20 protein-coding genes and 1 pseudogene are annotated in these 25,970 nt (G+C 71.0%); 13 read left to right on the top strand and 8 right to left on the bottom strand.

Annotated features, from left to right (window positions below):
* The first annotated feature begins 22 nt into the window (after positions 1 to 22).
* The 3 genes from ABZS69_RS43610 to ABZS69_RS43600 all read left to right on the top strand — a co-directional run bounded on the left by ABZS69_RS43610 (position 23) and on the right by ABZS69_RS43600 (position 3,075).
* Positions 23 to 397 (top strand): YciI family protein, encoded by a 375-nt coding sequence (locus ABZS69_RS43610; protein ID WP_355383184.1) that lies wholly within the window; start codon positions 23 to 25, stop codon positions 395 to 397.
* Positions 394 to 1,671, top strand: a complete 1,278-nt coding sequence (locus tag ABZS69_RS43605; protein WP_355383181.1) for a DUF6596 domain-containing protein — start codon at positions 394 to 396, stop codon at positions 1,669 to 1,671. The genes ABZS69_RS43610 and ABZS69_RS43605 overlap by 4 nt, the downstream gene beginning before the upstream one ends.
* Before the next feature lie 99 nt (positions 1,672 to 1,770).
* Positions 1,771 to 3,075, top strand: a complete 1,305-nt coding sequence (locus tag ABZS69_RS43600; protein ID WP_355383178.1) for a family 43 glycosylhydrolase — start codon at positions 1,771 to 1,773, stop codon at positions 3,073 to 3,075.
* 162 nt (positions 3,076 to 3,237) lie between these two features.
* On the opposite strand, the gene ABZS69_RS43595 is transcribed toward ABZS69_RS43600, so the two are convergent.
* Positions 3,238 to 4,203 (bottom strand): GntR family transcriptional regulator, encoded by a 966-nt coding sequence (locus ABZS69_RS43595; RefSeq protein ID WP_355383175.1) that lies wholly within the window; start codon positions 4,201 to 4,203, stop codon positions 3,238 to 3,240.
* A 232-nt stretch (positions 4,204 to 4,435) separates the two neighbouring features.
* Between ABZS69_RS43595 and ABZS69_RS43590 the strand changes: the two genes are divergently transcribed.
* From ABZS69_RS43590 to ABZS69_RS43580, 3 genes are all read left to right on the top strand, one after another.
* Positions 4,436 to 5,581 carry a hypothetical protein gene (locus ABZS69_RS43590; RefSeq protein ID WP_355383172.1) on the top strand — a complete coding sequence of 382 codons (1,146 nt, stop codon included), beginning with the start codon at positions 4,436 to 4,438 and terminating at the stop codon, positions 5,579 to 5,581.
* Between the two features lie 430 nt (positions 5,582 to 6,011).
* Positions 6,012 to 7,205, top strand: coding sequence for an Nramp family divalent metal transporter (locus tag ABZS69_RS43585; RefSeq protein ID WP_355383401.1), 1,194 nt, complete (start codon positions 6,012 to 6,014; stop codon positions 7,203 to 7,205).
* 20 nt (positions 7,206 to 7,225) lie between these two features.
* Positions 7,226 to 7,471, top strand: coding sequence for a hypothetical protein (locus tag ABZS69_RS43580; RefSeq protein WP_355383169.1), 246 nt, complete (start codon positions 7,226 to 7,228; stop codon positions 7,469 to 7,471).
* A gap of 18 nt (positions 7,472 to 7,489) precedes the next feature.
* Here the strand turns inward: ABZS69_RS43580 and ABZS69_RS43575 are convergent, their stop codons facing one another.
* The 3 genes and pseudogenes from ABZS69_RS43575 to ABZS69_RS43565 form a co-directional block, all read right to left on the bottom strand.
* A complete protein-coding gene (locus ABZS69_RS43575; RefSeq protein WP_355383166.1) occupies positions 7,490 to 8,743 on the bottom strand; it encodes a cupin domain-containing protein in 1,254 nt (417 codons plus the stop codon).
* Between the two features lie 63 nt (positions 8,744 to 8,806).
* Positions 8,807 to 10,447: a 2Fe-2S iron-sulfur cluster-binding protein gene (locus ABZS69_RS43570; protein ID WP_355383163.1), complete on the bottom strand. Its 1,641-nt coding sequence runs from the start codon at positions 10,445 to 10,447 to the stop codon at positions 8,807 to 8,809.
* Positions 10,448 to 10,928: 481 nt separating this feature from the next.
* Positions 10,929 to 11,045: pseudogene (locus tag ABZS69_RS43565) on the bottom strand (NAD(P)-binding protein); the annotation flags it as partial.
* A gap of 210 nt (positions 11,046 to 11,255) precedes the next feature.
* Here ABZS69_RS43565 and ABZS69_RS43560 point away from each other — a divergent pair.
* The 3 genes from ABZS69_RS43560 to ABZS69_RS43550 all read left to right on the top strand — a co-directional run bounded on the left by ABZS69_RS43560 (position 11,256) and on the right by ABZS69_RS43550 (position 18,228).
* Positions 11,256 to 11,969: an alpha/beta hydrolase gene (locus ABZS69_RS43560; RefSeq protein ID WP_355383160.1), complete on the top strand. Its 714-nt coding sequence runs from the start codon at positions 11,256 to 11,258 to the stop codon at positions 11,967 to 11,969.
* Positions 11,970 to 12,012: 43 nt separating this feature from the next.
* Complete coding sequence (locus tag ABZS69_RS43555) at positions 12,013 to 14,766, top strand: AAA family ATPase (protein ID WP_355383157.1); 2,754 nt, start codon at positions 12,013 to 12,015, stop codon at positions 14,764 to 14,766.
* A 210-nt stretch (positions 14,767 to 14,976) separates the two neighbouring features.
* Positions 14,977 to 18,228: an AAA family ATPase gene (locus tag ABZS69_RS43550; protein ID WP_355383153.1), complete on the top strand. Its 3,252-nt coding sequence runs from the start codon at positions 14,977 to 14,979 to the stop codon at positions 18,226 to 18,228.
* 7 nt (positions 18,229 to 18,235) lie between these two features.
* On the opposite strand, the gene ABZS69_RS43545 is transcribed toward ABZS69_RS43550, so the two are convergent.
* Together ABZS69_RS43545 and ABZS69_RS43540 are read right to left on the bottom strand one after the other, a co-directional pair.
* On the bottom strand, positions 18,236 to 18,883 hold the full coding sequence (locus tag ABZS69_RS43545; RefSeq protein ID WP_355383151.1) for a methyltransferase domain-containing protein: 648 nt from the start codon (positions 18,881 to 18,883) through the stop codon (positions 18,236 to 18,238).
* A gap of 3 nt (positions 18,884 to 18,886) precedes the next feature.
* Entirely contained in the window at positions 18,887 to 19,093 is a 207-nt protein-coding gene (locus ABZS69_RS43540) for a 2TM domain-containing protein (protein ID WP_355383148.1), read from the bottom strand.
* 163 nt (positions 19,094 to 19,256) lie between these two features.
* On the opposite strand from ABZS69_RS43540, the gene ABZS69_RS43535 reads away from it, so the two are divergent.
* On the top strand, positions 19,257 to 20,054 hold the full coding sequence (locus tag ABZS69_RS43535; protein ID WP_355383145.1) for an alpha/beta hydrolase: 798 nt from the start codon (positions 19,257 to 19,259) through the stop codon (positions 20,052 to 20,054).
* Between the two features lie 98 nt (positions 20,055 to 20,152).
* Positions 20,153 to 21,775, top strand: coding sequence for an FAD-dependent oxidoreductase (locus ABZS69_RS43530; RefSeq protein WP_355383142.1), 1,623 nt, complete (start codon positions 20,153 to 20,155; stop codon positions 21,773 to 21,775).
* 45 nt (positions 21,776 to 21,820) lie between these two features.
* On the opposite strand, the gene ABZS69_RS43525 is transcribed toward ABZS69_RS43530, so the two are convergent.
* Positions 21,821 to 22,150, bottom strand: coding sequence for an Atu4866 domain-containing protein (locus tag ABZS69_RS43525; RefSeq protein ID WP_355383139.1), 330 nt, complete (start codon positions 22,148 to 22,150; stop codon positions 21,821 to 21,823).
* A 123-nt stretch (positions 22,151 to 22,273) separates the two neighbouring features.
* Complete coding sequence (locus tag ABZS69_RS43520; RefSeq protein WP_355383136.1) at positions 22,274 to 23,665, bottom strand: amidohydrolase family protein; 1,392 nt, start codon at positions 23,663 to 23,665, stop codon at positions 22,274 to 22,276.
* A gap of 423 nt (positions 23,666 to 24,088) precedes the next feature.
* On the opposite strand from ABZS69_RS43520, the gene ABZS69_RS43515 reads away from it, so the two are divergent.
* Together ABZS69_RS43515 and ABZS69_RS43510 are read left to right on the top strand one after the other, a co-directional pair.
* Complete coding sequence (locus ABZS69_RS43515) at positions 24,089 to 24,922, top strand: helix-turn-helix transcriptional regulator (RefSeq protein WP_355383133.1); 834 nt, start codon at positions 24,089 to 24,091, stop codon at positions 24,920 to 24,922.
* 378 nt (positions 24,923 to 25,300) lie between these two features.
* A complete protein-coding gene (locus ABZS69_RS43510) occupies positions 25,301 to 25,879 on the top strand; it encodes a DUF5994 family protein (RefSeq protein WP_355383130.1) in 579 nt (192 codons plus the stop codon).
* The last annotated feature ends 91 nt before the right edge of the window (positions 25,880 to 25,970 follow it).

Raw genomic sequence — 25,970 nt, 5'->3', positions numbered from 1 at the left:
CGTTCGTCGGGTGATAGAGAGGATGACCGTTGAGAATGAGGAGGGCCTGATGCCCCAGTACGGAGTCTTTGTCTACATGCCGGCGCCGGGCGACCCGATGACCATCTCGCCCGAGTACGAAGCCGCGCTCGAACGCTACCCGGCCCAGGTCGAGGAGCTGGGCGGGCACGGTGTCGCGGGATACGCGCTGCAGCCCAGCTCCACGGCCACGTCCGTGCGCGGCGGCGACATCGTCACCGACGGGCCGTTCATCGAGGCAAAGGAGGTCGTCGCCGGGTTCTTCGTCCTGGAGGCGCCCGACCTGGACGTCGCCCTGAAGATCGCCAAGCTCAACCCGGTCTATCTGGACGGCGGCGGCGTGGAGGTCCGGCCGCTGTTCGCGCCGCCGGCGGAGTGAGCGACGGCACCAGGGCCGCGGTCGAACGCGCCGTGGCGGACGCGCACCGTCGCGAGTGGGCCTTCGTGCTCGCTGCGACGGCGCGCGTCGCCGGCGACCTCGATCTGGCCGAGGAGTGCGTCCAGGACGCCTACCTCGCCGCGCTGGAGGTCTGGGGCCGCGACGGCGTGCCCCGCAAGCCGGGCGCCTGGCTCACCACCACCGCCAAGCGCAAAGCGCTGGACGTTCTTCGCCGGGACCGGGTGTTCCGGGCGAAAATGCCGCTGCTCGCAGAACCGGACGAGGCCGACATGGATGAGCCCGACGACGAGGGGATCCCCGATGACCGGCTGCGCCTGATCTTCACCTGCTGCCACCCGGCGCTGGCCCGGGAGGCCCAGGTGGCGCTGACCCTGCGCCTGGTGTGCGGGGTCGGCACCGGGGACATCGCCAAGGCGTTCCTCGTCTCCGAGCCGACCATGGCGGCGCGGGTCACCCGGGCCAAGAAGAAGATCTCCGCGGCGGCGATCCCGTACCGGGTGCCGGACATGGGCGAGCTGCCCGAGCGGCTGGACGCGGTGCTGGCCGTCATCCACCTGCTCTACACCACCGGGCACACCGCCGCCACGGGCGCCGAGCTGGTCCGCGCCGATCTGGTGGAGCGCGCGCTGGGCCTGGCCCGCATGCTCATGGCCCTGATGCCCGACGAGGCGGAGGTCCGCGGGCTGCTGGCGCTGCTGCTGCTCACCGACGCCCGCCGGGCTGCCCGTACCGACGCCCGGGGCCGGTTGCTGCTGCTGGAGGAGCAGGACCGCGCCGCCTGGGACCGGGCCGCCATCGACGAGGGACGCCGGCTGGTCGAGGCCACGTTCCGGATCGGCCGGGCCGGCCGGTACGCGCTGCAGGCCGGCATCGCCTGCCTGCACGCCACCCCCGCGAGCTACGCCGCGACCGACTGGCGCCAGATCCTGTGGCTCTACAACGAGTTGCTGAAGGTGTGGCCCTCGCCGGTCGTCGCGCTCAACCGCGCGGTGGCGACCTCGATGGTGTACGGTCCCGAGGCCGCCCTCGAGGAGATCGACGCACTGGAACGGGACGGCCGGCTCGCCGCCTACCACTACCTTCCCGCCATCCGGGCCGACCTGCTGCGCCGTCTCGGCCGCCACCGCGAGGCCGCCGTCGCCTACCGCGCGGCCTTGGACCTCGCCGACAACGAGGCCGAACGGGAGTTCCTCGCCGCCCGCCTCGCCGAGGCCGCCGATTCCGAGGTAAAGGGTCTTGAGCCGCCGATCTGACAGCGGCGATCAGAATCTCCTGACTGAAATGCCAAGAAATCTCTTCCTCGCGACTCCGGAATGGCCTATACCCGTGAGTACGGATGATCGGAGGTCCCCATGCGGCTGCTCGGCCGGCTCTTCCTCGTGTTCACCGCGACCGCGGTCTGCCTGCCCGCGGCCGGTGCGGAGCCGGCGGCGGCCGCCGTGGCCCCGACGGCCCTGATCCACGCCGACTTCCCCGATCCGGACGTCATCCAGGTCGGCTCCACCTTCTACGCCTACTCCACCAGCAGCGGGGCCGGGCGCATCCAGGTCGCCAGCGCCCCGTCCGCCACCGGCCCGTGGACCGTACGCGGGGACGCGCTGCCCGCCAAACCGTCCTGGGCGGGGAACGGCGGGTTCTGGGCACCCGACGTCTCCCTGCTCCCCGACGGCCGCTACCTGATGTACTTCACCGGCCCCAGCACCGCCACCGGGCGCATGTGCATCGGCGCCGCGACCTCGGCGAACCCCCTCGGCCCCTTCCAGCCGACCGGCGCCGCACCGCTCGTCTGCAACGCGGGCGAGGGCGGCGACATCGACCCGTCGAGCTTCGTCGACACCGACGGCAAGCGGTATCTGCTCTACAAGAACGACGGCAACGCCGTCGGCCGCCCCACCGTCCTGTGGCTGCAGCAGGTCGGTTCGGACGGCGTCACCTTCGTCGGCGGCCGCACCGAGCTCATCCGCAACGACCGGCCCGAGGAGGCCGGGGTGATCGAGGCTCCTGTGCTCGTCAAGCGGTCCTCCCAGTACGTGCTCTTCTACTCGGCCGGCTCCTACGCGGGCAACAGCTACTTCACCAGCTACGCCGTGTCCCCGGCTCTCACCGGGCCCTACACCAAGGCGTACCGGCCGCTGATGACGACGGCCACCTTCGACGGCGCCGTTCAGGGCCCCGGCGGGACCGACGTGCTCGGGAGCCGCGTCTTCTTCCACGGCTGGGTGGGCAACGCACGCCACATGTACACCGCGGAGCTGGGCTGGGCCAACGACTACCCGGTCGTCCGCGGCAGCCGGGTGCGGTACGAGGCCGAGGGCGGCACGCTCAACCACGCCGAGGTCCGTACCGGCGCGGCCGGAGCATCACAGGGGGCCGTCGCAGCCAAGATCGACTATGCGGACAGCTGGGTCGACGTCCGGGTGTTCGCGCCGGTCGCCGGGGCCTACACCGCGTACGTGGCCTACGCCGCCGGGTACGGCGACGCGCAGCACCTGGTGACGGTGAACGGGGGCACGCGGTTCACGCTGAGCTATCCCGACCGCGGCTGGGACAACTGGACGCAGGCGCCGGCCCAGCTCACGTTGAACGCCGGGTGGAACACCCTGCGCTTCCAGTACCAGACGCGTTGGGCGGAGCTGGACTACATCGAGCTCGCCTGATCCCTGGGCCTGCCGCGAGCCGATGACGACAGTCGAAACCGGCACACCGATCGGGAACTCAATGGGGCCCGTCGTCCCAGCCGCCGTAGGCCACCAGGCCGTCGACGAGGCCCTCCGCCTGGAGCGCCCCGACCCGGTCGGAGGGGTGCACTCGGGGAGCCGTCAGCTGCGGTCGAACCCCCGTTCCACCATGGCGGCGAACCCGTCGAGATGGCGTGCCAAGATGTAGTCGAACATCCCGTCCAGGTCCGACACCGTCTCCTCGGGGACCAGGGCCAGGAGTGGAAATCGTCCACTGCTGAGGAGCTCGTCGGCGCGCTTGCGCTGGATCAGCCGCCAGCCGTCGAGCGTCATACCGGTCTCCTGGGCGGCTTCGGCCTCCTGCGCCATGGACAGTGCCACGGTGCTGACCAGCGCGGGCAGCGTGAGCGCTTCGCGGGTCCGGATCTGCGCGGGTAGCCCGAGCCCGTCGAGCGCGCGCAGGGTCCACTCGGTGTGGGCCATCATGTTGGGCACCAGCAAAGGGCGGGTGAAGGAGACGGCTTCGGGCAGCCAGAAGTGTCGCCGGCACAGCTCCCATTGCCGGCGGGAGACCAGCTCGAGCTTGGCCCGCCATCCCTCCGGCCCGGGGTCGGGCAGCTCCGTTTCGCCGAACACCTCGTCGGCCATCTGCGTCACCAGTTCGTCCTTGCCGGTCACGTGCCGATACAGCGACATCGGGCCCGTCCCGAGCTCGGCCGCGAGCCGCCGCATGGACACGGCGTCGAGCCCTTCGGCGTCGGCGATCGCGATGGCGGCGTGCAGGACGTACCTGCGGTTCAGCGAGCCTTTGGGGACACCGGCTTGCCGTGGTTTCGGCGGCCCGGATGGGCCTGAGGGCCGCTCGGTTCGGCCTGCGCGGACGCTGACCACCGTACCGGCGCCGACCTTCGTCTCGACCAGACCCTCCTCGCGCAGAGCCGCCACCACCTTGGTCGCGGTGGCGACCGCGACCCCCCATCGCTGGGCGATCTGCCGGATGGACGGCACACGATCGCCGGGCCGCAGGTCGCCGGCCAGAATCCGAGTGCGGAACTCCGCCACGATGCGCCGGTAGGGCGGATCTGGACGGTGTGTGGCCGAGGTCATCGGCGCCCTCCGATTTCCTTCATGGAGTGTACTAGTTCACCTACTAGTACAGTAGAGCACTTTGCGGGGGCAATTGAGCGCTTGTAAGCGAGGTTTTCCGAAGGGTTCCCTACGATGTACGCATGACAGTGAGTACATCGTACGCACGCGTTCGTCGGGCGTGCGGCACAACCGGGCGAGGAACGTGCGGCGTCGCACACAACGGCAGGGACCGCGCGGGATCGGAAGCGGCATGAACCGGTTGGGAGACCAGTTGTCCGACGTCCGGTTGTGGCACCGGCCGCTTATGATCATGACGGCGGCCATGTCCGCCCTCGTCGTCGTCGCCAGCGTCGGCCTCTTCGTCGACGGCCGTGAGCTCATGCACCAGTCGGTGTGGGCCAAGCCGCTGAAGTTCGGGGTGTCGTTCGTCATGTACGGCGCGACACTCGCCTGGCTCATACCGAAACTGCGCCGGGCACGGCGCACGATGCGGGCCGTCGGAACGGTCTTCGCCGTCGCCGGGCTGATCGACGTCGGGTTCATCGCCGTGCAGGCCGCCCGCGGCACCTACAGCCACTTCAACGCCAGTACCGACCCGTTCGACCGGATCGGGCAGCAGATCTTCTCGACCGGCGTGTTCGGCCTGTTCGGGGCGAGCCTTGTCGTCGCCGTCATGCTGCTGTTCCAGCGCGTCGGCGACGCGGCGCTCACCTGGTCCCTGCGTGCCGGGCTCGGGCTGGCCGTCCTCGGGATGGCCCTGGCGTCCTTCATCACCGGGTGGACCTCATCGGCCGGATCCCGCACGGTCGAGGACGCCTACGGCAACCCGGTCCCACTGGTCGGCGGACACGGTGTCGGGACACCGGACGGCGGCGGCATGCCGATCACGAACTGGAGCACCACAGGCGGCGACCTGCGCGTTCCGCACTTCATCGGCCTGCACTCCATCCAGCTGTTCGTACTCACGGTGCTGGCGCTCACCTTTTTCGCGGCCAGGATCGGCTGGCTGCGCCATGAACGCGTACGCGCCCAATTGGCCGGAGTCGTCATCCTGGGCTGCAGCTCCCTGTTCGCCATCACCGCCTGGCAGGCTCTGCGCGGCCAGTCGCTGATCCACCCCGACGCGGCCACGTGGACCGCACTCGCGGTGGCGGCCGTCATGACCGCGCTGACGGCGGGCCTGGTCGTCATGGTGGCCCACCGCAACCAACTGGCCCTCCGCGCCGAGGCGACACGCCGTAGCGAACGGGTCCGCCGTAACAGGGCAGCGCGCCACGATGACCGCGCACCCGGCAGCGAGACGGCACCCACCGGTGACGGGCACGCGCCTGTCGGCTCCCGTCAAGCGGTCCCACATCACCGCCCAGCGAGCACGCCGCCCCGCCCTTCCGCCTGAACGGCAACCTGAGCCGGCAGGCCCGCCGGTCACCCCGACCCGGCGCGGCCCCGGCCGCCAAGAGGCTGTGCCGGCTGCTACCCCTTCCTCTTGCGGTCCGACCCATCGAACTCTCCGGAGCGGTCGTGGGGATTGTAGACCGCAATCGCCGGCGGGCGCTCATGCGCTACACCCAGATCACCTAGATTTGCCGGGAAACCTGAAGATAGAGCTCTTCGAATGGATTGATGGCAATTTAGCCCTCCCGTGATATCGATCCGATCCTTTCGTGAAATGGTCGTGTTTCACGACCCTCTTCGCATGGGTACCTCTGACTCGGCGCGCCGATTCTGGTGACACGGAAGAATGCCAAATACATCATCATTAGGGAAGCTCGGTGATTGCTCGCCTCAAGCCGACGAATTCGAGCAGAGTCACCCAGGTGGCCCCCATGCTGGGGCCCGCCTTCGTCGCGGCGATCGCGTACGTCGACCCGGGGAACGTGGCCACCAACCTCACCGCGGGCGCGACACTGGGCTACACCCTGGTATGGGTCGTCGTGGTGGCCAGTCTCGTCGCGATCCTCGTGCAGTTCCAGGCGGCGAAACTCGGCATGGCGACCGGGCGGAGCCTGCCGCAGTTGTGCCGGCAGCGGTTCACCCGGGCGGGCAGCCTCATGCTGTGGTTGCAGGCCGAAGTCGTCGTGCTCGCGACCGACCTCGCGGAGTTCGTGGGCGCGGCGATCGGGATGCAGCTGCTGTTCGGCATGCCGGTGGGGGTGTCGGCGGTGTCAACGGCGGTGGTGTCACTCGCACTGCTGGAACTGCGGCGCAAGGGCCGGACCCGCCCGTTCGAACTCATGAGCGCCGCGGCTCTGCTGTTCGTCGGCGCGGGCGTCGGGTACGACATCATCGTCACGGGAAACCAGTCCGCGGGCGGACTCGCCGCCGGGCTGATCCCGGGCCTCGGAGGTGAGGGAGCGCTGCTCCTGGCCATGGGCATTGTCGGCGCCACGGTCATGCCCCACGCGGTCTACCTGCACTCGGCGCTGGTGCAGGGCCACGGCATGACGACCGCCGCCGCCCGCGCGCAGCCGGACCTCATCCGCCGGATCCTGCGCCTGGACTGCTCACTGGCCTTGGGCGTCGCCACGGTCATCAATGTGTCGATGATCGCCCTCGGCGCCGGGCTCGGTGCCAAGACCGGCGGTGCGTGGACCGGCGACCTGCCGGCCGCCCATGTGGAACTGGGCGCCCGGATAGGCGGAGCCGCCGCCCTCGCCTTCGCCATCGCGCTCCTGTCGTCCGGGATCTCCTCCTCCGGGATCGGAACGCTCGCAGGCGACATCGTGATGCAGGGTTTCCTGGGCCGGCGGGTGCCCGTGCACGTGCGCCGGATCGTGACCATGACGCCGGCCGTCCTCGCGCTGTTCTCCGGCGTGTCGCTGACCGACCTGCTGATTCTCAGTCAGGTGGTCATCTCGCTCGGCGTGCCCGTGGTGCTGTTCCTGCTCGTCCGTTTCTGCCGCGATCGGTCGCTGATGGGTCCACTCGTCAACGCCCCGCACACGACCTGGATCGCGGGCGCCGCCGCGGCGATCGTCGCTCTTCTCGGCTGTTCGCTGCCGGTTCTCCTGCTGTTCTGACCTGTGAACGGGGTCTTTCGATGCACGACCACACCGGGTTCGGCGAGGACGGCACCTCGCCCGAGATAGTGATTCCGATTTCCCTGGCCAGAATTCGGGTCAAGTTCTTCGTCTTCGCCGGACTGGCCGTCGGCTGCGCGATTTTCGGTACGACCCCATGGCTCACCCTCACGCTGCTGCTCACGTGTGCCGGGATTCTGCTGGCGGTGGCGATCATAGGAGGGAAGGAGCTCATCCGTTCCCTGTTCTTCATGTCGCCGAAGTGAGACTCGCGATAAGAGCCGTCATTGCCGGACGGGATCGCTGGGGTTGGTCCGGGCGACGATGAGCGGATCGATCGGGGTGAAGGGGAATTGCGGAAGCTCGCGCTCGGGAATGCGGAAACTCGCGGCGAGGACTTCGCGGGAGAACGCCGACGCGGTGGCCCGATAGCCGATGTCGCCGGGCGTGGGCTGATCGAAGAAGATGAGGAAGTGGATGTCCTCGTCGCCGATGACCTCGATATGGTGCGGGAAGGCTCGTGGCACGAAGTACACGTCGCCGGGGCTGAGCAGATACTCGTCGAGGGTGTTGTCGGGGTCCAGGACGCGCATGCGGGCGTGGCCTTTCTCGACGTATCCCATCTCGGCGGTGATCGGATGCCAGTGCGGTTCGCGCATCCCGCTCTCCCTGATGCGCAGGGAGTACATGGAGATGTCCTCCAGGGCGGCCCAATACTGCTTACGGGCCAGGCGAGCGTTGCCGTAGGCGTACGACAGCGGCGCGTGCTGGCCTTCCGCGTCGAACAGGTGAGCATTGGGCAGCCCGGCCGTGGACGGGACGTCGGCGGTGCCGGTCCGGCGGACGATCTGCTGGGCCGGAGACCGGTTGAAGGCGTCGAACGCCGATGAGGGGAGGTCATAGGTGTTGCCGAGCACCGCGTCGGTCATGGCGGTGAAGCTGTCGTGCAGCGAGAAATGTTGCGGGCGCTCGCTGCGCAGGGCGAGGAGGAATTCGGCGCGCTCGGCACCGATGTTCTCGATGTGGTAAATAGCGCCGGACTCGACGTGATACATCTGACCGGCGCTGACGATGAACGAGGAGAAAGCGTCGGCGTTGCCGAGGATCGACACCAGGACCGTGCCGGAAAGGCAGTAGCCGAGCTGGTTGGCGTTGACATTCCACTGCGGCTCGCGGATCGCGCCGGGTTCGAGGACGACGCGCTTGAGCGAGAGCCGGTTGAGGATCGGCAGCACGCCGGCGTCGACCATGGTGACCGAGCCGAGCTCGTTCTCGAATGCGGGTGACACGGTCGCCAAGGAGGTGATGTGCGGCGAGACGTACGTCATGGGTTTCCCTTCGTTGCCGCAACCCGCACGCTCAAGGTGGAATGCGTGCCGCCGCGAAATGTCGTCCGGGTCGCATGGCGCGTCCACGCCGGTGGTCCATGAGTTGGCCTTCGCGTGCTCCCGTTTTCCAAGGTTAAGCATTAAGTGTCCGCTGCAGCGGATTGTGGTGCAGCGTGTTGCCTCATCGGGGCTTTCGCGAACTTTGTCCACGAGCCGATCGGCAGCGGCAGGAGTGGGCCGGGGCGCAGCCGTGACCGTAGAAGAAGTCCGGTCCTAGGGGGCGATCATCAGGTCCTCGGTGGGCAGGGTCTGGCAGGCCAGCCGCCAGCCCGCGGTCAGCTCGTCGTTGGAGAACATCCCCCTGGTGTCGGTCTCATAGGCGCCGGAGACGACCCGTACGCGGCAGGTGCCGCAAGCGCCTTCGCCGCACGACTGGGGCAGCGGGACGTCGGCGGCGTTGGCGGCGTCGAGGACCGACTGCCCGGGGTGGCAGGAAAACGCCGGATCGCCGCCGGTCATGCCGATCGTGAACTCGGTGACGCCGGCCGCCGCGGCGGCCAGGGCGATGGCGTGCGCCTTCTCCCGGCGGGTCTCGTTGCTGCGGCCGGACACGAACGCCTCGGTGTGGATGGCCTCGCGCGGCACCCGCAGTTCCGTCAGGTGACCGATCAGGTCCTGCATCATCGATGCCGGTCCGCACAGGTGGACCCGGTGGGCGTCTTCGGTGTACGCGCGGAGCACGTCTACGCCGATCCGGCCTTTCCGCCCGGTCACAAAGATCGATACCTCGAGCCCGGACAGGCGTTCCCGCAGCGCCTCGATCTCCGGCCGGAAGGCGACCTCGTCCTCGGCCCTGAAGCTGGCCAGCAACACGATCCGCCCGGTGTGACCGGCGTCGGCGGCCGCGGCCAGCACGCTCATCAGCGGCGTGATCCCCACGCCCCCGGCGATCAGCAACAGCGTTCCGGCCGTGAGGTCGTGTGCGGGATCGCAGGTGAACTCGCCGTGCGGGCCGCTCACCCGCAACGCCTGGCCGACCGCCAGCTCTTCGTGCAGGAAGGTCGAGCCGAGCCCGTCGGGCTCGTGCTTGACCGCGATCTCGGCGAAGCCGTTCTCCCCTGGGCCGCTGCAGATCGAGTACGAGCGCTCGATCGGCTCGACGGCGACGGGCAGGTCGACCTTCAGGTACTGCCCGGCGGTGAAGGAGAACGGCATCGCGCCGGCGTCCAGGGGTTCGAGGCGGATCCGGCGTACGGTCGGGGTCAGCGTCTCGATCGCGGCCACCCGCAGGTATCCGTGCCAGGGCGCGGCCGGGTCCGGGGCCACCCCGCCGGAGCGGATGGCTCGCCACATGGTCCCGAGCTGCCGCGGCCTGAGCACCGCGTTCGCGGCCATCAGCCCGCCCGCCAGCGCCCCGACCACGCCGGGGCCCCAGGCGTCCTGGCCGGCCACGAAGAGACCCTTGACGGGCGTGCGGCATCCCGCCCGCGATGACCGCAGCCGCTGGGGAGTCGCTGCGAGGCCGTAGAAGGAGCCGAGAACGCTGTGCTGATAGGTCTCGAACGACAGCGGCGTCGCGAGCTCGGCGAACGCGATCGCCTCCCGGAAGCCGGGCCATTGTGCCTCCAGGCGGGCGATCAGCCGCCCGGCCAGGTCGTCCTTGAGCGCGCGGTAGCTCTCCGGCCGCTCTTCCTCGGGCGTCCCGCGCCACCGGTCGACCACGCCGGGATCGACGAGTTCCACCACCTCCACCGTGTGGAACCGGGCGGCCGGGTTGTTGAGCGAGGCGAACGAGACGTACAGCGTGCCTTCCCCTGGTGCGCCGTGGAAGCCGTCGAGGTCCGGCATGAACCAGTGGTTCTCGCCGCGCACCCCGAACGCGGCCGGCGACCGGTCCATCCCGAGAAACAGCATGACCGCCGACGGTTCCGCGGGCAGGTCCGCCAGTTCCCGGCCCCTCCCGATCAGGGCGTAGGTGTTGCGTACTCCGGCCGCCGAGACGAACGGCCCGCAGCCGCGGGTCGCGGAAGCTGCGGGAGACCTGGTCCCGCAACGATCGGTACGTCGAGGGGAAGAGCCGCTCGAGGATGGGCGAACTCATTTTCCGGACGCCGGCGGGGAAGGACGCGAAGACATTGCGCACCACGAGCCCGACCATGGCCCGGCGCGTGGTTCGCAAGAAGCCGTCGATGGCGCCGGCCTCGGCCGGGAACCGTTCCGCGAGACGCTCCCGGAACCGCTCCTTCGTGGCGGGGACGGCGAACTCGAACCCCGGGAAGTGCAGGACGTCGTAGTCGTCCGGCAGCGGCGAGAGCTGCACCCGCCCGTCCGTCATGAACTCGAGGAACGGGCCGGCGTTCGCGCTGATGTAGTGCAGCCCGGTGCCGAACTGGTATCGCCCGGCGCGGGAGAACTCGTGCGTCATCCCGCCGAGCGTGTAGTGCTGCTCGAGAACAAGAACCCGTTTCCCGCCGAACTGCGCGATCGTACGGGCCGCGGCGAGACCGCCCATGCCCGAACCGATCACGACGACGTCGGCTTCCTCGTACGCGACCATCCACGCCCCTCGGCTTGTCCGTCCTCCGGGATCAGATTGGCGGAGCCGACTTGACGCCGACGGAACGATCCGGGAATCCCGCCGCAGAACAGCGCTCGTTCACATCCAGTCTCCGTTCAGTGCGCCGCCGTAGCTTTCCGTCATCACGTCATGAGAGGTGGGGCAATGGAACACAAGAGGCCGACGATCGTGCTCGTACACGGAGCCTTTGCGGACGGCAGCGGCCTCACCGCGATCGTCAAGCGGCTCGTCGCCGACGGCTATCCGGTCGTCGCCGCGCCGAACCCGCTTCGCGGGCTCTCCTCCGACGCGGAGCAGGTCAAGGCGCTGCTGAACAGCATCGAGGGACCGATCGTGCTGGTCGGCCACTCATACGGGGGCGCCGTCATCTCCGGCGCCGCCACCGGGAACCCAGAGGTGAAGGCGCTGGTCTACCTGGCGGCGTTCGTGCCGGAGACGGGCGAGAGCGCGCAGGAGCTGGTCGAGAAGTTCCCGGGCAGCACCGTGGGCGAGTCGCTCAAACCCGTGCCGCTGCCCGGGGGGCAGGTCGACCTCTACATCGACCCGCGAGTGTTTCATGCAAATTTCGCCGGGGATGTGCCCGCCGAGGAAGCCGCGCTCTACGCGATCGCGCAGCGCCCGGCCACCGGCGCCGCCCTCGGTGAGCCCGCCGCCGGCCCGCAGGCCTGGCACACGATCCCGAGCTACAACCTGATCAGCGGCGCCGACCGGATCATCCCGCCGGCGGCGCAGGAGTTCATGGCCCGGCGCTCCGGCGCGCAGGTCCAGGTGGTGGAGGGCGCCTCGCACCTGGTGTTCGTCTCACGGCCGGGCCCGACCGTGGCCCTCATCGAAAAGGCGGCGAACGAAAACGCATAAAAGCGTCAGTCCCTGCCGAATCTTCGCCGGATAGGGTTCCTGCGTGCGCCAGGGTCAGCTCGTCGGACGGGATGAGGAAAGTTCGCGGCTTGCGGCGCTGCTCGGAGACGCGGCCAGCCCGGTCCTGGTGCTCTGGGGTGAGGCCGGCCTCGGCAAGACGGCGTTGCTCGACGGGCTGGCCGCGGCGGTGGCCGGCTTCCGCGTGCTACACGGTGCCGGGGCGGAGGCGGCCGGCTTCCGGGTGTTACGCGGTGCCGGGGCGGCGGCGGCCGGTTTCCGGGTGCTGCGCGGTGCCGGGGCGGAGGCGGAGCGGGACCTGGCCTACGCCGGGCTGCACCAGCTGATCTCCCCGCTGCTGCCGGACTCGGCCGGCCTCGATCCGGCGCACCGGGCGGCGATCGACGCGGCGTTCACCGGCACCACCGGTGCGGCCCCGCAGGTGATGACGCTCGGCATCGCCGTGCTCGACCTGCTCACCCTCGTGTCGGCGGCCACGCCGCTGCTGCTGGTCGTCGATGACGGGCAGTGGCTGGACGCGCCGAGCGCGCAGGTGCTCGCGTTCACCGCGCGGCGCCTCGCGGGTACGGCGGTGCGCATGGCGATCGCGGTGCGCGCCGAGGTGTCGTCACCGTTCGACGGGGCCGGGCTGCCGGAGCTGGTCCTGGATCCGCTGAGCGAGCGCGCTTCGGCCGTGTTGCTGGATTCGCAGCGAGCCGGGCTCAGTCCGTACCGCCGGAAGCTGATCCTGCGGACCGCGGCCGGGAACCCGCTGGCGCTGATCGAGCTGCCCCGGTCCAAGCTGCTGGACTCCGGGGCGATGGCGTTGTCGCGGCGGCTGGAGCAGGTCTACGGCGGGCGGCTGCGCGAGCTGCCCGAGCAGGAGCGCGGCGAACTCCTGCGGGCGGCGCTGGACGGCGCCGGCGCCGGAGCGGCCCGCAGGGTCGGTGCGGTCCGGTACCGGATGCGCGACGTCGGACGGGCGGTCGAGGCGGGCCTGCTGGCCCCGGACCCGGACAGCGGGGAGCCGGTGTTCCGGCACCCCCTCGTCCGGTCGGCCGTCGTGCAGGCCGCGACGCCGGACGAGCGCCGCGCAGCCCACGCCGACCTCGCCGAGCTGCACCGCGACAGCCAGGAACGCCGGGCCGTGCACCTGGCCGCCGCTGCCGTCGACCCGGACGAGGACGTCGCCGCGGCCCTCGAAGCGGCGGCCGTCTCCGCGACCAGGCGCGGCGGCGCCGCGATCGCGGTCACCTGGCTGACCCGTGCCGCGGAGCTGAGCCGCCGCTCCGCCGACCGGTCCCGGCGGCTGGCCGACGCCGCGTTCCTCGCCGGGCAGGCCGGCTTGCTCGACATGGCGCAGGGCCTGGTCGAGGACGCCACGGTGGACGGCCCGGCGGAGGTGATCACCGCCGGGTTCGTGGCGCTGTATCGCGACGGCGATGTCGCCGCGAATCACCGGCGGATCTCGGCGCTGCTCGAATCCGGGGTCGGCGACGCCCGGCTGACCGAACGCGCGCTGAGCCTGCTGCTGGCGATCAGCCAGTTCGACGCCGATCCGGCCCGCTGGGCGCGCACCGACGCGCTGTTCGACCGGTTCGGTGACGGGGTGGGCCCGTCGACGGCGATCGCGCGGGACGCGTGGGGGGACCTGGTGCGCCGTGGCCACGGTGTGCCGGAGCGGATCGCCGAGGCGCTCGCCGGGCCGGGCGCACTCGCGCCGTGGGATGCGATGCGGCTGATGGTCTCCGCGTTCTACGTGGGCGTGCTGGGCGATCATCGGCCGCTCCTGCGGCGCATGGTCGACAGGGAGGTGGAGTCCGGCGCGGTCACCAGCGTGATGACCCTGCTCCAGATGGTGATGCTCGACCAGATCGGCACCGGTGCGTGGGCGGAGGCCGAGCAGACCGGCCGCCGGGGCCTGGCGCTCACCACCGAGCACGGGTACGGGCTGTTCGCCCAGGCGTTCCGGGCATACCTCGGGCTGCTGGCGGCCTACCGCGGCGACCAGGCCCGGGCCCGCGAGCTGCAGGCGGCCGTGGACACCTGGGGACGGCCGCGCGGGGTGGGGTTCCTGACCGAGTACGCGGAGGCGATCGGCGCGGCCGCCGCGCTGAGCGAAGGCGAGTACGAGACCGCGTACGCCTACGCCGCCGGGATCACCGCCCCTGGCGGGTTCACCCGCTACTCGCAGCAGGCCACCCGTACCCTGCTCGACCTGGTCGAGGCCGCCACGCACACGGGCAGGCACGACGCCGCCCGCGCGCACGCCGAAGCCGCGCGGGACGCGGGCCTGCCGGCGCTCTCCCCTCGTCTGGCGCTGCTCACCGCCGGGGCGCTGGCGATCACCGCGCCGCAGGAGGAGGCCGGTGTGCTGTTCGCCGCCGCGGTCGCGCACCCCGCGGGCGCGGCGTTCCCGTTCGAGCTGGCCCGCATCCGGCTGGCATACGGCGCGTGGCTGCGGCGCGCCCGCGAGCCGGCCCTGGCCCGTCAGGCGCTGGCCGAGGCGCTCGGCGCGTTCGACCGGCTCGGCGCCGCGACCTGGGCCGAACGGGCGCGCACCGAGCTGCGCGCGGCCGGCAGACCCATCCGCGCCGACCGCGACGCGGTGGCCACGCTGACCCCGCACGAACGGCAGATCGCCGAGCTGGCCGCCGGCGGTCTGAGCAACCGGGAGATCGGGGCCCGGCTGTTCCTGTCGCCGCGCACGGTCGGCGCGCACCTGTACAAGATCTTCCCGAAGCTCGGCATCACCTCCCGCGCCTCTCTGCGTGACGCGCTGCGGACGGACACGACGTAGGTCATCTGACTGATCAGCGGGCACCGACTGTCCGGCGATACTGAGCGGCGGCTCGTCCGTGATCACCGACCTCAGGCACTCGCTCACCGTGGACAGCGGGTGGCGCCAGGTCGCGGACCACGTCCCGGAACGGCCGGCCCGGCGGCCGATCGCGCCCGGCCGGTGACCGGGATCGGCAATCTGATCAACAGTTCGGGAGTAGGAACAGACATGGCCACATGGTCGCCTTCCGGCAATGCGGGCGGCGCGGCACGGTCATCCTCCGGCGGACGCCTGCGGCTGCAGATTCTCGGTCCGTTGCGGCTGTGGCGGGACGGCGTCGAGCTGGACGCCGGGCCGCGGCAACAGGCCTACCTGCTCGCTCTGCTCCTTGCCCGCGCGGGCAAGCCGATCAGCACGAGCGAGTTGATCGACCTGATCTGGGGCGACGACGCCCCGGCCTCGGGCGTCAACATCCTCCAGAAGTACGTGGGCTCGCTCCGGCGGTTACTCGAGCCGGCGCTGCGGGCCCGCACCAACGGCTCGTACCTGCAGCGCCGCGGTAACAGCTACCTGTTCACGGCCGGCGGCGACCTGCTGGACGTCCTCTCCTTCAGAGAGCTCGTCGGGGCGGCCAGGACCGCCCTCGTGGCGCAGCGCCCCGATGTGGCGCTCGACTGTTACGTGCGGGCGCTGGGGCTCTGGCACGGCTCGGCAGGGGACGGCTTCTCCCACGGTCCGGCCGCAATGTCGATCTTCGCCGCGCTGGACGGCGAGTTCTTCGACGCGTGCGTGGCGGCGGCCCGGCTGGCGATGTCCCGTGGCCGTCCTGAGCAGGTGCTCCAGCCCCTGTACCTGGCCGCCTGGATGGCGCCGTTGCACGAAATGGTGCAAGCCAGTCTCGTCACCGTCTTGGGCGCCGCCGGTCAGCAGGCGGAAGCGCTGTTGGTTCTCCGGACAGTTCGCGCACGGCTCGCCGAGGAGCTCGGCATCGAACCTGGCCCGGCGTTGCTGGCCGCGTACCGGCAGGTAATGGATCAGCCCACGATCGCCGGCCGCGCCGGGGAGGCGCCCACCGAGCGGCAGCCGCCCCCCGCCTCCGGGACGCCGCCCACCGGCGGTCTGGTCGGCCGGGTCGAGGAGCTCGCGGTGCTGCGGCACACGGTGGAGTCGGCCCTTGCCGGAGGCACGGGGCTCATCCTCGTCGAGGGCGAGCCGGGGGCGGGCAAGACCCGCCTGCTGGAAGAGATCAGCGCCCAGGCGGACCGGCGCGGCGCGCTGGTCGTGTGGGGCCACTGTCTCGAGGGAGCCGGCACGCCGTCGATGTGGCCGTGGGTGCAGACCGTCGGCGCGGTCCTCGAGAGGCTGCCGGCCGCGGCGCGGGAGGAGTGGCAGGCGGGCGAGCTCGGCCGGCTCGTGGAGCCGCGCGGCGGCGCTCCCGGCACGCCGGTGCTGCCGGACAGCGGCGCCCAGTTCCGGCTGTTCGAGCAGGCTGTCGCCCTTGTCGGCCAGGTCTCGGCGCTGCAGCCGGTGGTGCTCGTCGTCGACGACCTCCAGTGGGCCGACATCGCCTCGCTGTACCTGTTCGGGCACCTGGCGGCCCGGCTACCGGGCGGCACGGCGGTCATCGGCGCGCTCCGCGATCGCGCGCCCGTGCCCGGCCCGGAGCTGGCGCGGATGCTCGCAGTGGCGAGCCGGCTGCCCCAGCATCGCCGGGTCCGGCTCGGCCCACTCGGTCCGGCCGAGGTGGCGGAGCTGGTCCGCCGCGAGACCGGCCGGTCCCCCGGCGCCGGCACCGCTCGCGGCATCCATCTCCGCACCGCCGGTAACCCGTTCTTCGTGCGGGAGTTGTCCCGATTCCTCGCCGACGGGGGTGAGCTCACCAAGGAGGCCGCCGCGCGGGCCGGGATGCCGTCCACCGTGCGGGACGTCGTTCGGGGCCGGATGGCCGACCTCGACGAGGATGCCAGAGCCCTGTCGCAGCTCGCCGCTCTCATCGGGCGGGAGGTCGATCTCGCTCTGCTCGCCCGCGCCGTCGGCCTCGACGTACAGACCTGTCTCGACCGCCTTGAGCCGTTGGAGGCCCTCGGTCTGCTCGAACCCCAGCCCGGCGATCCGTTCTCCTTCCGCTTCCCGCACGACCTGGTCCGCGAGTCGGTCGTAGGCACCACGCCGCCGCGGCGCGCGCCCCGGCTGCACCTGCGCGTCGCGGACGCCCTGGAGCGCACCGCCCCCGACGACGAGTCCGTCGCCGAACGCCTTGCCCATCACCTGTGGGCGGCCGGCCCGCTGGCGGATCCGGACAGGACCGCGGGCGCGCTGATGCGCGCGGGCCGCTGCGCGGCGGGCAAGTCGGCGCTGGAGGCCGCCGCGCCGCGGCTGACCTCGGCCGCGCAGGTCGCCAGGACGGCGGGGCTGGCGGAACTGGAGCTGTCCGCCCTGTCGCAGCTCATCGCGGTGAACGGGATGCGGTCGGGGTACGTCGGCTCCGCGCTCGACCTGCACGAGCGGGCCGAGCACCTGGCGCGTGGCCTCGGGCGGGAACGGGAGGCCGCCGACCTGCTCTTCTCCCGCTGGGCCGCCTACTCCCAAGGCATCCAGCTCGACCGCGGCGACCGGCTGGCGCGACGGCTGCTCAAGCAGGGGGAGGCGTCCGCCGACCCGGTCGTGCGCGCGTACGGTCTGCACGCCTGGGGCATCCACCAGTGGGACCTCGGCAACATCGGCGAGGCGTTCAGATACCTGAGCCAGCCCGACTCGACCATGCGCGACGACCTGGCCCAGCGTGAGAAGGACCCGCTGCGGCACGATCTGCAGTTGCTCTCACCCGTGATGCTCGCGCTGACGACCGCGCTGCACGGTGACGCCGACGCGTCGCGGAAGCTGCTCGACACGATCGAGGCAGCCGCGGGCGACGATCCCTATGTGGTCACGGTCTGGGCCGCGTTCGCCGTCACGGTCGCGGCGCTGGCCGGCGACCCGGCCTGGGCGCTGCGCGCGGCGGAGCGGGGGATCGCCGTGGACCCCGAGCACTCGTTCGTCTTCCTCGGCAGCTACCAGCGGCTGGCCCGCTGCTGGGCACTCGCCGTCACCGGTGAGGACCCGGCCGGTGCGGCGGCGCAGGCTCAAGGTCTCATCGCCGCGGCGCTGCTCGACCCGCCGCGTTCGGGCCTGGCCACCTGGTGCGGGCTGCTCGCCGAAATGTGGCTGGCGGCCGGGCGGTTGGACGAGGCCGCCGCGGCTCTCGACCGGGCCGACGCGTTCCTCGACGCCCACGGCCAGCGATCCGCCGAGGGCCTGCTGCTCCTGCTGCGGGCCCGGCTGCTGCTGGCCCGCGGCGAGCCGGTCGCGGACGTCCGGACCGTCGCCGAGCGCGCCCAGGCGCTGTCCGTCGAACGTGAGGCCCATCTGTTCGCCCACCGCGCCGAGGAACTGCTGGCCGGGCTCAGCGGTGGCGTCGATCGGGCTCAGCGGCGGCGTTGACCCGGGTTCAGGAGTGGCGTGACGGCGTCGCGCCGGTCGTGCCGGTCGCGTCTGTTGCGTCGGTCGTGCCGGTCGCGCCGGCCTCCGCCGGGCGACGGCAGTAGTAGACCAGCGCGGGCGGGAGATTCGCCCACACCGTCCGGCTGATGACCACCTCGTCGAACTGCGACCGCATGGAGCGCAGCAGTCGCCGGGCCGGTGGGGCCCACCGAGCGTGCACGTAGGCGAAGGTGGTGAACACGCCGTGCGGCGACAGGGTCGCCACCACCGCGGACAACACGTCGCGCTGCTGCTCCTCGCTGAATGCCGCCCACGGAAGGCCGCTGACCACGACATCGGTCTGGCGCAACCCATGCTGCGCCAGCACCGTGACCAGGTCGGTCGCGTCCGCGTGCACGACGTCGAGCGCCGGATGGAGTGCGGCGAGCCTGTCCGCGAACCGCGGATTGACCTCCACCGCTATGTGCCGGCCGCGTCCGGCGAGGCGCTGCTGGATGGCTTCGGTGAACGAGCCGGTACCCGGACCGAGCTCCACGACGACCGGAGAGCCGGTTCTGGGCACAACCGCGGTCGCCACCCTGGCCAGTGCCGGGCTGCTCGGCGCGATCGCGCCGACCGTCATGGGATCGCGTACGAACTCGAGGAAGAACGACACCGCTCAGTCCCGCCGGGAGGGCGAGGAGGCCGCCCGGATGTGGAACGCCAGCCCGATGCCCCAGACGACCAGCGAATACAGCGGCCAGAAGAAGCGCTGCGGAGTGAAGAGCCACCACACCACGACCTGGACCAGATTGACCACGACATAGCAAATGACGTGGATCTGCAGGCCTCGTTTCAATTGTTGACCGCTTTTTCTCGATCTCATTTCTCGACCTGTTTCTCAGAGGCCCGACCTGCATGACGGAGCCAGGCTAGATCGGTCCACTTGATGACGAGGGAACTGTTCGTGGATCCAGCCGTGCAGTGATCGTCAAGTGCCCGGACCTACGCTGACCCGCGATCAGCCTCTGGCGAAAGGTGCCACACTCATGACGACCACCCGCCGTACGCTTCTTGCCGGATCGGCCGCGGTCACCGCCGGTTCCCTGCTCGGCGCGCCCGCGGCGCGGGCGCACGCCCGGCCGGAGGGCAGATCCAAGCCGACCGTCGTGCTGGTGCACGGCGCGTTCGCCGACGCCTCCGGCTGGAACGGTGTCGCCGGCCGGCTCCTCCGCGACGGCTATCCGGTCCTCGCTCCGGCGAATCCGCTGCGTGGCGTGGCCGCCGACTCCGCCTACCTGGCCGGCATTCTCGCCACGCTCAGCGGCCCGTTGGTGCTCGTCGCGCACTCGTACGGCGGGATGGTCATCACGAACGCCGCGACCGGCAACGCCAACGTGAAGGCGCTGGTCTACGTCGCCGCGTTCGCCCCCGGCGAGGGGGACACGTTGCTGGGCCTGCAGACGAAGTACCCCGGGAGCAAGCTGGGGGAGACGGCGCTGGACTTCCGTCCCTACGGTGAGGGCCTCGTCGACGGGTACGTCAAGCACGCGGTCTTCCGCGAGGTGTTCGCCGGCGACCTGCCCAGAGCGACCACCGAGCTGATGTGGGCCGGTCAGCGGCCGAGTGACGTGCGCGCGCTGCAGGAGCCGTCCGGCGCCCCGGCGTGGAAGGAGATCCCGTCCTGGTATCTGGTGGCCCGGGACGACAAGGTGCTTCCGGCCGCGGCGCAGCGGTTCATGGCGCAGCGGGCCGGCGCGCGTACCGCCGAGGTCAACGCCTCGCACGTCGCGATGATCTCGCAGCCTGCCGTGACGGCCGACCTCGTCAAGCGCGCGGCACGCTGAGGCCGGCCATGTTCGAGCGATGGGGACGGACGATGATCGGCCGCTGGTGGCCCGGCCGCGATGACGGATCCTCCGGCGTTCCAGCGGGCCGGAACCACATGAACGACGGCGCGGCGCAGCGCGAGCCGGTCCTGGACGACGAGCAGTTCCGCCGGCTCGCCGAGTACGGCCAGGTGGAGCACCTCGAGGCCGGCCGGGTTCTCTACGCCTCCGGCGACGACTCCTACGACTTCTTCCTGCTCCTGACCGCGACCGTGGACATCGTCCGGGACGCGACGGCGATCGAGCCGGAGCGGCTGATCTACCAAGGTGGCCCCGGTGACTACCTCGGCGAGCTGAACCTGCTGACCGGCCAGAATGTCTACCTGACCGCTCGCGTGGTGACCGCCGGGACGGCCGTGCGGATCGGCGCGGCGAGGTTGCGCCGGGTCCTCGCCGAGCAGACCGACATCGCCGACCTCCTGCTTGAGGCGTTCCGGGAGCGGCGCGAGTTCATCCGCTCGGTGGCCGGCAATGCCCTGGAGATCGTCGGCCGGCCGGACGCCGCGGAGACGCTCGAACTGCGTACCTATGTGACGCAACTCCTCCTGCCGCATTCCTGGCTCGACGCGACCTCGCCCCCCGGGCGCTCGCTGATGACCTCGGTCGGGCTCGCGGAGGACGAACTCCCGGCGGCGATCGTCGGCGGTGCGGTGCTGCGGCACGCGACGCCCGGCACGATCGCGAAGGCGCTCGGCCTCACCTACCGGCCCGGCGGACGTCCCGTCGACCTCGTCGTGGTCGGTGCCGGCCCGGCGGGGCTGGCCGCCGCCGTGTACGGGGCCTCCGAGGGCCTGGTCACCGTGTTGCTGGACCGCGGTGGGCTCGGCGGCCAGGCCGCCAAGAGCTCCCGGATCGAGAACTACCTGGGCTTCCCGGAGGGAGTCAGCGGCGCGAGCCTCACCCGGCTGGCGATGGTCCAGGCGCTCAAGTTCGGCGTGCGGATCCACTCGCCCTGTGCGGTGGCGGGCCTCGACATCTCCGATGACCGGCAGCCCGCCGTCCTGCTGGAGGACGGCTCACGCATCGAGTGCCGGGCGGTGATCGCCGCCACCGGGGCGCACTACCGGCGCCTCGACATCCCGCAATGGGCGACCTTCGAGAAGTCGGGCTGCATCCGGTACGCGGCGACCGAGCTGGACATCCGGGGGTATGAGAATCAGCCGGTGACGGTCGTCGGGGGCGCCAACTCCGCCGGGCAGGCGGCGCTCTCCCTTGCCGCCCACGGCGCGACGGTGAACCTGATCATCCGCGGCGCCGATCTCGGGGCTCGGATGTCGTCCTACCTGACCGACCGGATCCGGGCGCATTCCCGGATCGAGGTCCACACCGGCAGCATGGTCCGCGAACTGACCGGCGACGACACCCTCGGATCGATCGTCGTCGAGAGGCCGGGTGGCCGCCGAGACCGGCTGGCCTGCCGCGCGTTGTTCTGCTTCATCGGCGCCGACCCGGTGTCGAGCTGGCTGGCAGGCGTGGCCAAGGACGACGACGGCTTCGTCCTCACGGACAGCCGGCTACCCGCCGGAACGTCTGATCCGCCGTTGCCGTTCCAGACGAGCGCGCCCCGGGTCTTCGCGGTCGGCGACCTCCGCTCAGGCTCGACGAAACGAGTGGCCACCGCTGTCGGCGACGGTGCGAGCGCGGTGTCGTCCGTCCACGCGGCGCTCGCGATCGACTGACGCGTCCGGCCGATTCCGGGTGGCGCAAGCGCGCGTGCAGGGCTGTCACTGCCGGTAGAGCACGAGGTGTTCATGGAAGAGAACGCCGTCTCGGACGTCGCCGGTGGCGGTGAAGCCGATGTCGTCGACGTAGTCGATGTGGTCGCCGGTGACCGTGTAGCGGCCGGTGTAGGCCCGTTTGCGGCCGTCCCTCTCCTCCTCATAGCGGCCGTCGGGCAGGAGTTCCTGCCGGATGCGGCCGTCGGCGGTGACCCACATGCCGACGTGGGGATGGTCCGCGCCGTTGCCGGTCGACGCCTTGCCGGGCCCCATGTTCGAGCACGCGGCGGTCAGCACGGTGAACAGGCCGAGCCCGAGGAACAGGCTTGTCTTCATGGTCGTGACCTTCCTGGTCGGTGAACGGAGTGCCCTGGGTGGCCGTCAGCGGCGGGTGAACCGGTAGCCGGGCCGGGATGCCGCGCTCGGGCGCGGCCGGCACGACTCGGCGGAAAGGGGCGTTCAGCGGCCGGCGGCGCGCAGGACGCGATCGCGGGACTCGCGCACGTCCTGACGCAGCTCGGCCAGGTCGACGCCGAGGACGGTGCCGGCCCACTTGCGCACTCGGCCCGCGATGAAGACGGCCTGGATGTTGCGCGGGTCGGAGCCGAGAACGAGGGTGCCGATCGGGTCGTTCAGCGGCATGTTGTTGAGGTCCTCGGCTCCGACGATGAGGAAGTCGGCCTGCTTGCCGGGGGTGAGCGAGCCGGTGACGTCGCCGAGGCCGACGGTCTTGGCGCCCTGCAGGGTCGCGAAGTCCAGGACGTCGGCCACGCCGATCCGAGCAGGGGTGGCGGCGCTGCCGTAGGCGGCATTGACAGCGCGCATCCGCTGGATCGCGTGCAGCGCGCGCATCTGCGTGAACATGTCGCTGGCCAGCGCCACTTCAACATCGATGCTCAGACCGGGGCGGATGCCGGCCGCGAGCGCCTCGTCGATGGCCGGGACCGCGGTCTCCAGGCCGATCTGCGCCTCGGAGGTGGGGGCGAGCGCCACCGTGGTACCCGAGTCACCCATGGCCCGCCAGGCGTTGGGGGTCAGGCCGGTGCTGTGGATGAGCGTCACGTTCGGGCCGAGCAGCCCATCGGCCGACCAGCGCAAAATGGCCTGGGAGGAGGGGAGGCCGAAGACGGCGTCGACGCTGACGCCGATGCCGAGCTCGCGGGCGACGCGGGCGAGCTCGCTCCCGTAGGCGAGATCGGGGCCGGCGATCTCATCGGTGGCCAGGGTGGCCAGGCGCAGAGTGAGCAACTGGTCGCCGGAGGCGAAGTACCTGTCCTGCAGCCGGGTCAGGTCGGCCGGCCACTGGCCGTCCCAGTCGCCGAAGTGCGGCCGCATGGAGGCGTGCACGCCTCGGATGCCGGTGTCGATCAGGGCCTCGATGGCGCTGTCGGAGTGGGCGGTGGTGCGCGAGTTGTGGGAGAAGTCGAGCATCGTGGTGATGCCGCCGTCGATGGCGGTCAGGGCGGCGAGCTTCGTCCCGATGTACATGTCCTGCGGCTGGTACGCGGGAGCGATGCCGGCCAGGGTGGACATGACGTACTCGCCGAGGTCGTTCACGTCGGGCATGATCCGGCGCAGCTGCGCCTCCCAGGCATGTCGGTGGGTGTCGACGAAGCCGGGCGCCAGGATGGAGCCGGTGGCGTCGATGACGACCGCGCCCGCGGCGGCGCCGGCGGTGCGCAGGTCAGGGGCTACGGCGGCGATGGCGCTGCCCTGGATGAGCAGATCCCCCTTGGGCAGAACGCCGAGATCGGGATCCATGGTGACGATCGTGGCACCGGTCAGCAGAACGCGGCGGTCGCGATCGGTGTCCTGGCGGCGCAGCTGGTCGAGGGTCGGGTCGGCGTTCATGGGGCCTTCTCTCCGTCGGTCGCGGCGGGGTTCCACCGCTGACGGATCCGAGTCTGTCCACGTCGCCCAGGGCGAGGAAGGCCGCTGATTTCCTGGGAGTGCCGCACCCAGGATGGAAGACGTGCGTTCACGCTGTTGTGACGACGGGCGGTTACGAGGACGGGCCGTACTCGCCGAGATCCGGCGCGGCCAGGGACTCCAGGAGCGCCGGACTTCCGCTCCGCCCACAAGCGCCGGAACAGCGGGTTCTTGATCGACAGCTCGGTCAGGCCTCGCTCGTCGGGCGCCATGAGCGCGATCTCGCACAGCTCGGCCACGGCCAGATCGTCCAGCCGCAGAGCCTGCGCCAGGGCGGCTGCCGTCCGCCGCGAAGGGTGTCCGCCATGTTGTGACTCATCGGCATATGTCACCTAGCCTGGTCAAATGAGCCAAAGCACACCCTTGGGGGAGTTCCTGCGAGCTCGTCGCGAGGCTCTCAAACCGCAGGACGTCGGCCTGCCGGAGTATGGGCGGCGCCGGGTGAAGGGTCTGCGCCGCGAGGAAGTGGCGATGCTGGCGGGCATGAGCAGCGACTACTACGTACGACTCGAACAGGGCCGGGAGACGAGCCCCTCGCCGCAGGTGGCCGAGGCCGTGGCGCGCGCCCTGAGCCTGGATGAGGAGGCCACCGAGCACCTTCACCGCTTGATCCGGCCGCCTGCTCGGCGCCGAGCCGTCGCCAGCGACCACGTCAGCCCGCAACTGCTGCAGCTGATGGACAGTTGGTCCACCTCACCGGCGTTCGTGCTGGGCCCCGCCCTGGACATCCTGGCCGCCAACACGATGGCCACTGCCCTGTACGAAGGGTTCGCCGCCGCCGACAACCAGGCCCGCATGATGTTCACCGACCCCGCGGGGCGGGAGTTCTACCAGGACTGGGAGCGGGCCGCGCACTCCTGCGTGGCCGAGCTGCGGGCCGCCTACGGCCACGACCCGGAGTCCGCGCGCATCAACCAGATCGTCGACGAGCTCTGCTCGGCCAGCCCCGCGTTCGCCGAGCTGTGGGCCCGCCACGAGGTGAAGTCGAAGACGCAGGAGGGCAAGCACCTGCGGCACCCACGCGTCGGCGACCTGAACATCCAGTTCTCCACCTTCACCGTCAACGGCGCCCCGCACCAGCAACTCGTCGTCTACCAGGCCCAGCCCGCCTCGGCGAGCGCGGCCGCGTTCGAGCGACTGCGCTCCTCAACGGCAAGGATGCTGCACAAAACGACGTGACCTGAGACGACGTCGTGGCTACCTGGTTCGTCACCGGTGCTTCCCGCGGCCTCGGCGCCGAGATCGCCTGAATCCGCACTCAAAGGGACACGTGGTCGTCGCGGTCCGCAACCCCGGACAGGCTCCCCGGCGACCTACAGACCTCCGACCAGGTCCTCGCCGTCGCCCTGGACGTCACCGACCGCGGTGCGTGTGTTTCCGGAAGCTGCTCCGGCCGGTTCCGTGATCTCTGAGGGCTTGTTTCCGGACGTCACCCACTCGGCCTGATAGTGTCGAAAACACCGAGGTCATTTCGAGCGTTGGCATTCAGGTCTGCGTCGCCCCCGGCGAACCACTCACCGTGGCCCTCCCCTTGGGGCCTGGACAGGTCAGACGACCATGACGCCGACACTTGTCTCTCAACCCGCGCCGGTCAGCGCCGCCTCGTCCGCGATGCCTCGGGTCGATCCGGCGCTACGGCTCAGTCTCCACCCGGTGCTGGAACGGCGAGCCGTGGTGAACGGGGCCTGGTGGCCCCACTCCCGCGACGCGGCCGCCGAACTACCCGATCTCATCGCCGCCGTCGATCAGCGGCTGCGGCGGATCACGCTGCTGGTAGGCGTGCACCGGGACTCGTGGCGGCGCATCCCGCGCCGGATCCCGGCACGTGGACGGACGGTCCGCATCGGTGGGTTCGGGCATGGCGACCCTCCCGTGATCGTTCTGTTCTCCGCCTCCGACGAGCCGGTCGCCCTGCTGATCATTCCGCCGGACACCGCCGTCGGCCCCGCCGAGGCCGCGCTCAAGCTCACCGCCAAGAACACCGCCGACCTGACTGACGATGCCATCTTCGCCCTCGCGCACCTGCCGTCCGATCCCGCTCTGCGCGCCACAGCCGACAGCGTCGCCCGCTGGGAGAGCGAGGTCAGTGGACAGGAGGCGCGGCACTCCATCAGACGGCCATCAGCCTCGGCGTAACCCACGTACCGTCCGCCGACCTGATCGAGCCGGTTCAGCCACGGCGGCGGGCCGGCTTTCCAGCCGGAGGGCTCATTTCAGCTTCTCCAAA

The organism is Nonomuraea sp. NPDC005650, assembly GCF_040605375.1.
In the GTDB taxonomy this organism is placed as follows: domain Bacteria; phylum Actinomycetota; class Actinomycetes; order Streptosporangiales; family Streptosporangiaceae; genus Nonomuraea.
Note: the sequence above shows the minus strand (reverse complement) of the source record. Positions and strands in the feature narration are given on the sequence as shown.

Coding starts and splice junctions, on each gene's coding strand:
- ABZS69_RS43610 (WP_355383184.1), top strand. CDS start 23: ATGACCGTTGAGAATGAGGAGGGCCTGATGCCCCAGTACGGAGTCTTT.
- ABZS69_RS43600 (WP_355383178.1), top strand. CDS start 1,771: ATGCGGCTGCTCGGCCGGCTCTTCCTCGTGTTCACCGCGACCGCGGTC.
- ABZS69_RS43595 (WP_355383175.1), bottom strand. CDS start 4,203: ATGACCTCGGCCACACACCGTCCAGATCCGCCCTACCGGCGCATCGTG.
- ABZS69_RS43590 (WP_355383172.1), top strand. CDS start 4,436: ATGAACCGGTTGGGAGACCAGTTGTCCGACGTCCGGTTGTGGCACCGG.
- ABZS69_RS43585 (WP_355383401.1), top strand. CDS start 6,012: ATGCTGGGGCCCGCCTTCGTCGCGGCGATCGCGTACGTCGACCCGGGG.
- ABZS69_RS43580 (WP_355383169.1), top strand. CDS start 7,226: ATGCACGACCACACCGGGTTCGGCGAGGACGGCACCTCGCCCGAGATA.
- ABZS69_RS43570 (WP_355383163.1), bottom strand. CDS start 10,447: ATGCTGTTTCTCGGGATGGACCGGTCGCCGGCCGCGTTCGGGGTGCGC.
- ABZS69_RS43560 (WP_355383160.1), top strand. CDS start 11,256: ATGGAACACAAGAGGCCGACGATCGTGCTCGTACACGGAGCCTTTGCG.
- ABZS69_RS43550 (WP_355383153.1), top strand. CDS start 14,977: ATGGCCACATGGTCGCCTTCCGGCAATGCGGGCGGCGCGGCACGGTCA.
- ABZS69_RS43540 (WP_355383148.1), bottom strand. CDS start 19,093: ATGAGATCGAGAAAAAGCGGTCAACAATTGAAACGAGGCCTGCAGATC.
- ABZS69_RS43535 (WP_355383145.1), top strand. CDS start 19,257: ATGACGACCACCCGCCGTACGCTTCTTGCCGGATCGGCCGCGGTCACC.
- ABZS69_RS43530 (WP_355383142.1), top strand. CDS start 20,153: ATGAACGACGGCGCGGCGCAGCGCGAGCCGGTCCTGGACGACGAGCAG.
- ABZS69_RS43525 (WP_355383139.1), bottom strand. CDS start 22,150: ATGAAGACAAGCCTGTTCCTCGGGCTCGGCCTGTTCACCGTGCTGACC.
- ABZS69_RS43520 (WP_355383136.1), bottom strand. CDS start 23,665: ATGAACGCCGACCCGACCCTCGACCAGCTGCGCCGCCAGGACACCGAT.
- ABZS69_RS43515 (WP_355383133.1), top strand. CDS start 24,089: ATGAGCCAAAGCACACCCTTGGGGGAGTTCCTGCGAGCTCGTCGCGAG.
- ABZS69_RS43510 (WP_355383130.1), top strand. CDS start 25,301: ATGACGCCGACACTTGTCTCTCAACCCGCGCCGGTCAGCGCCGCCTCG.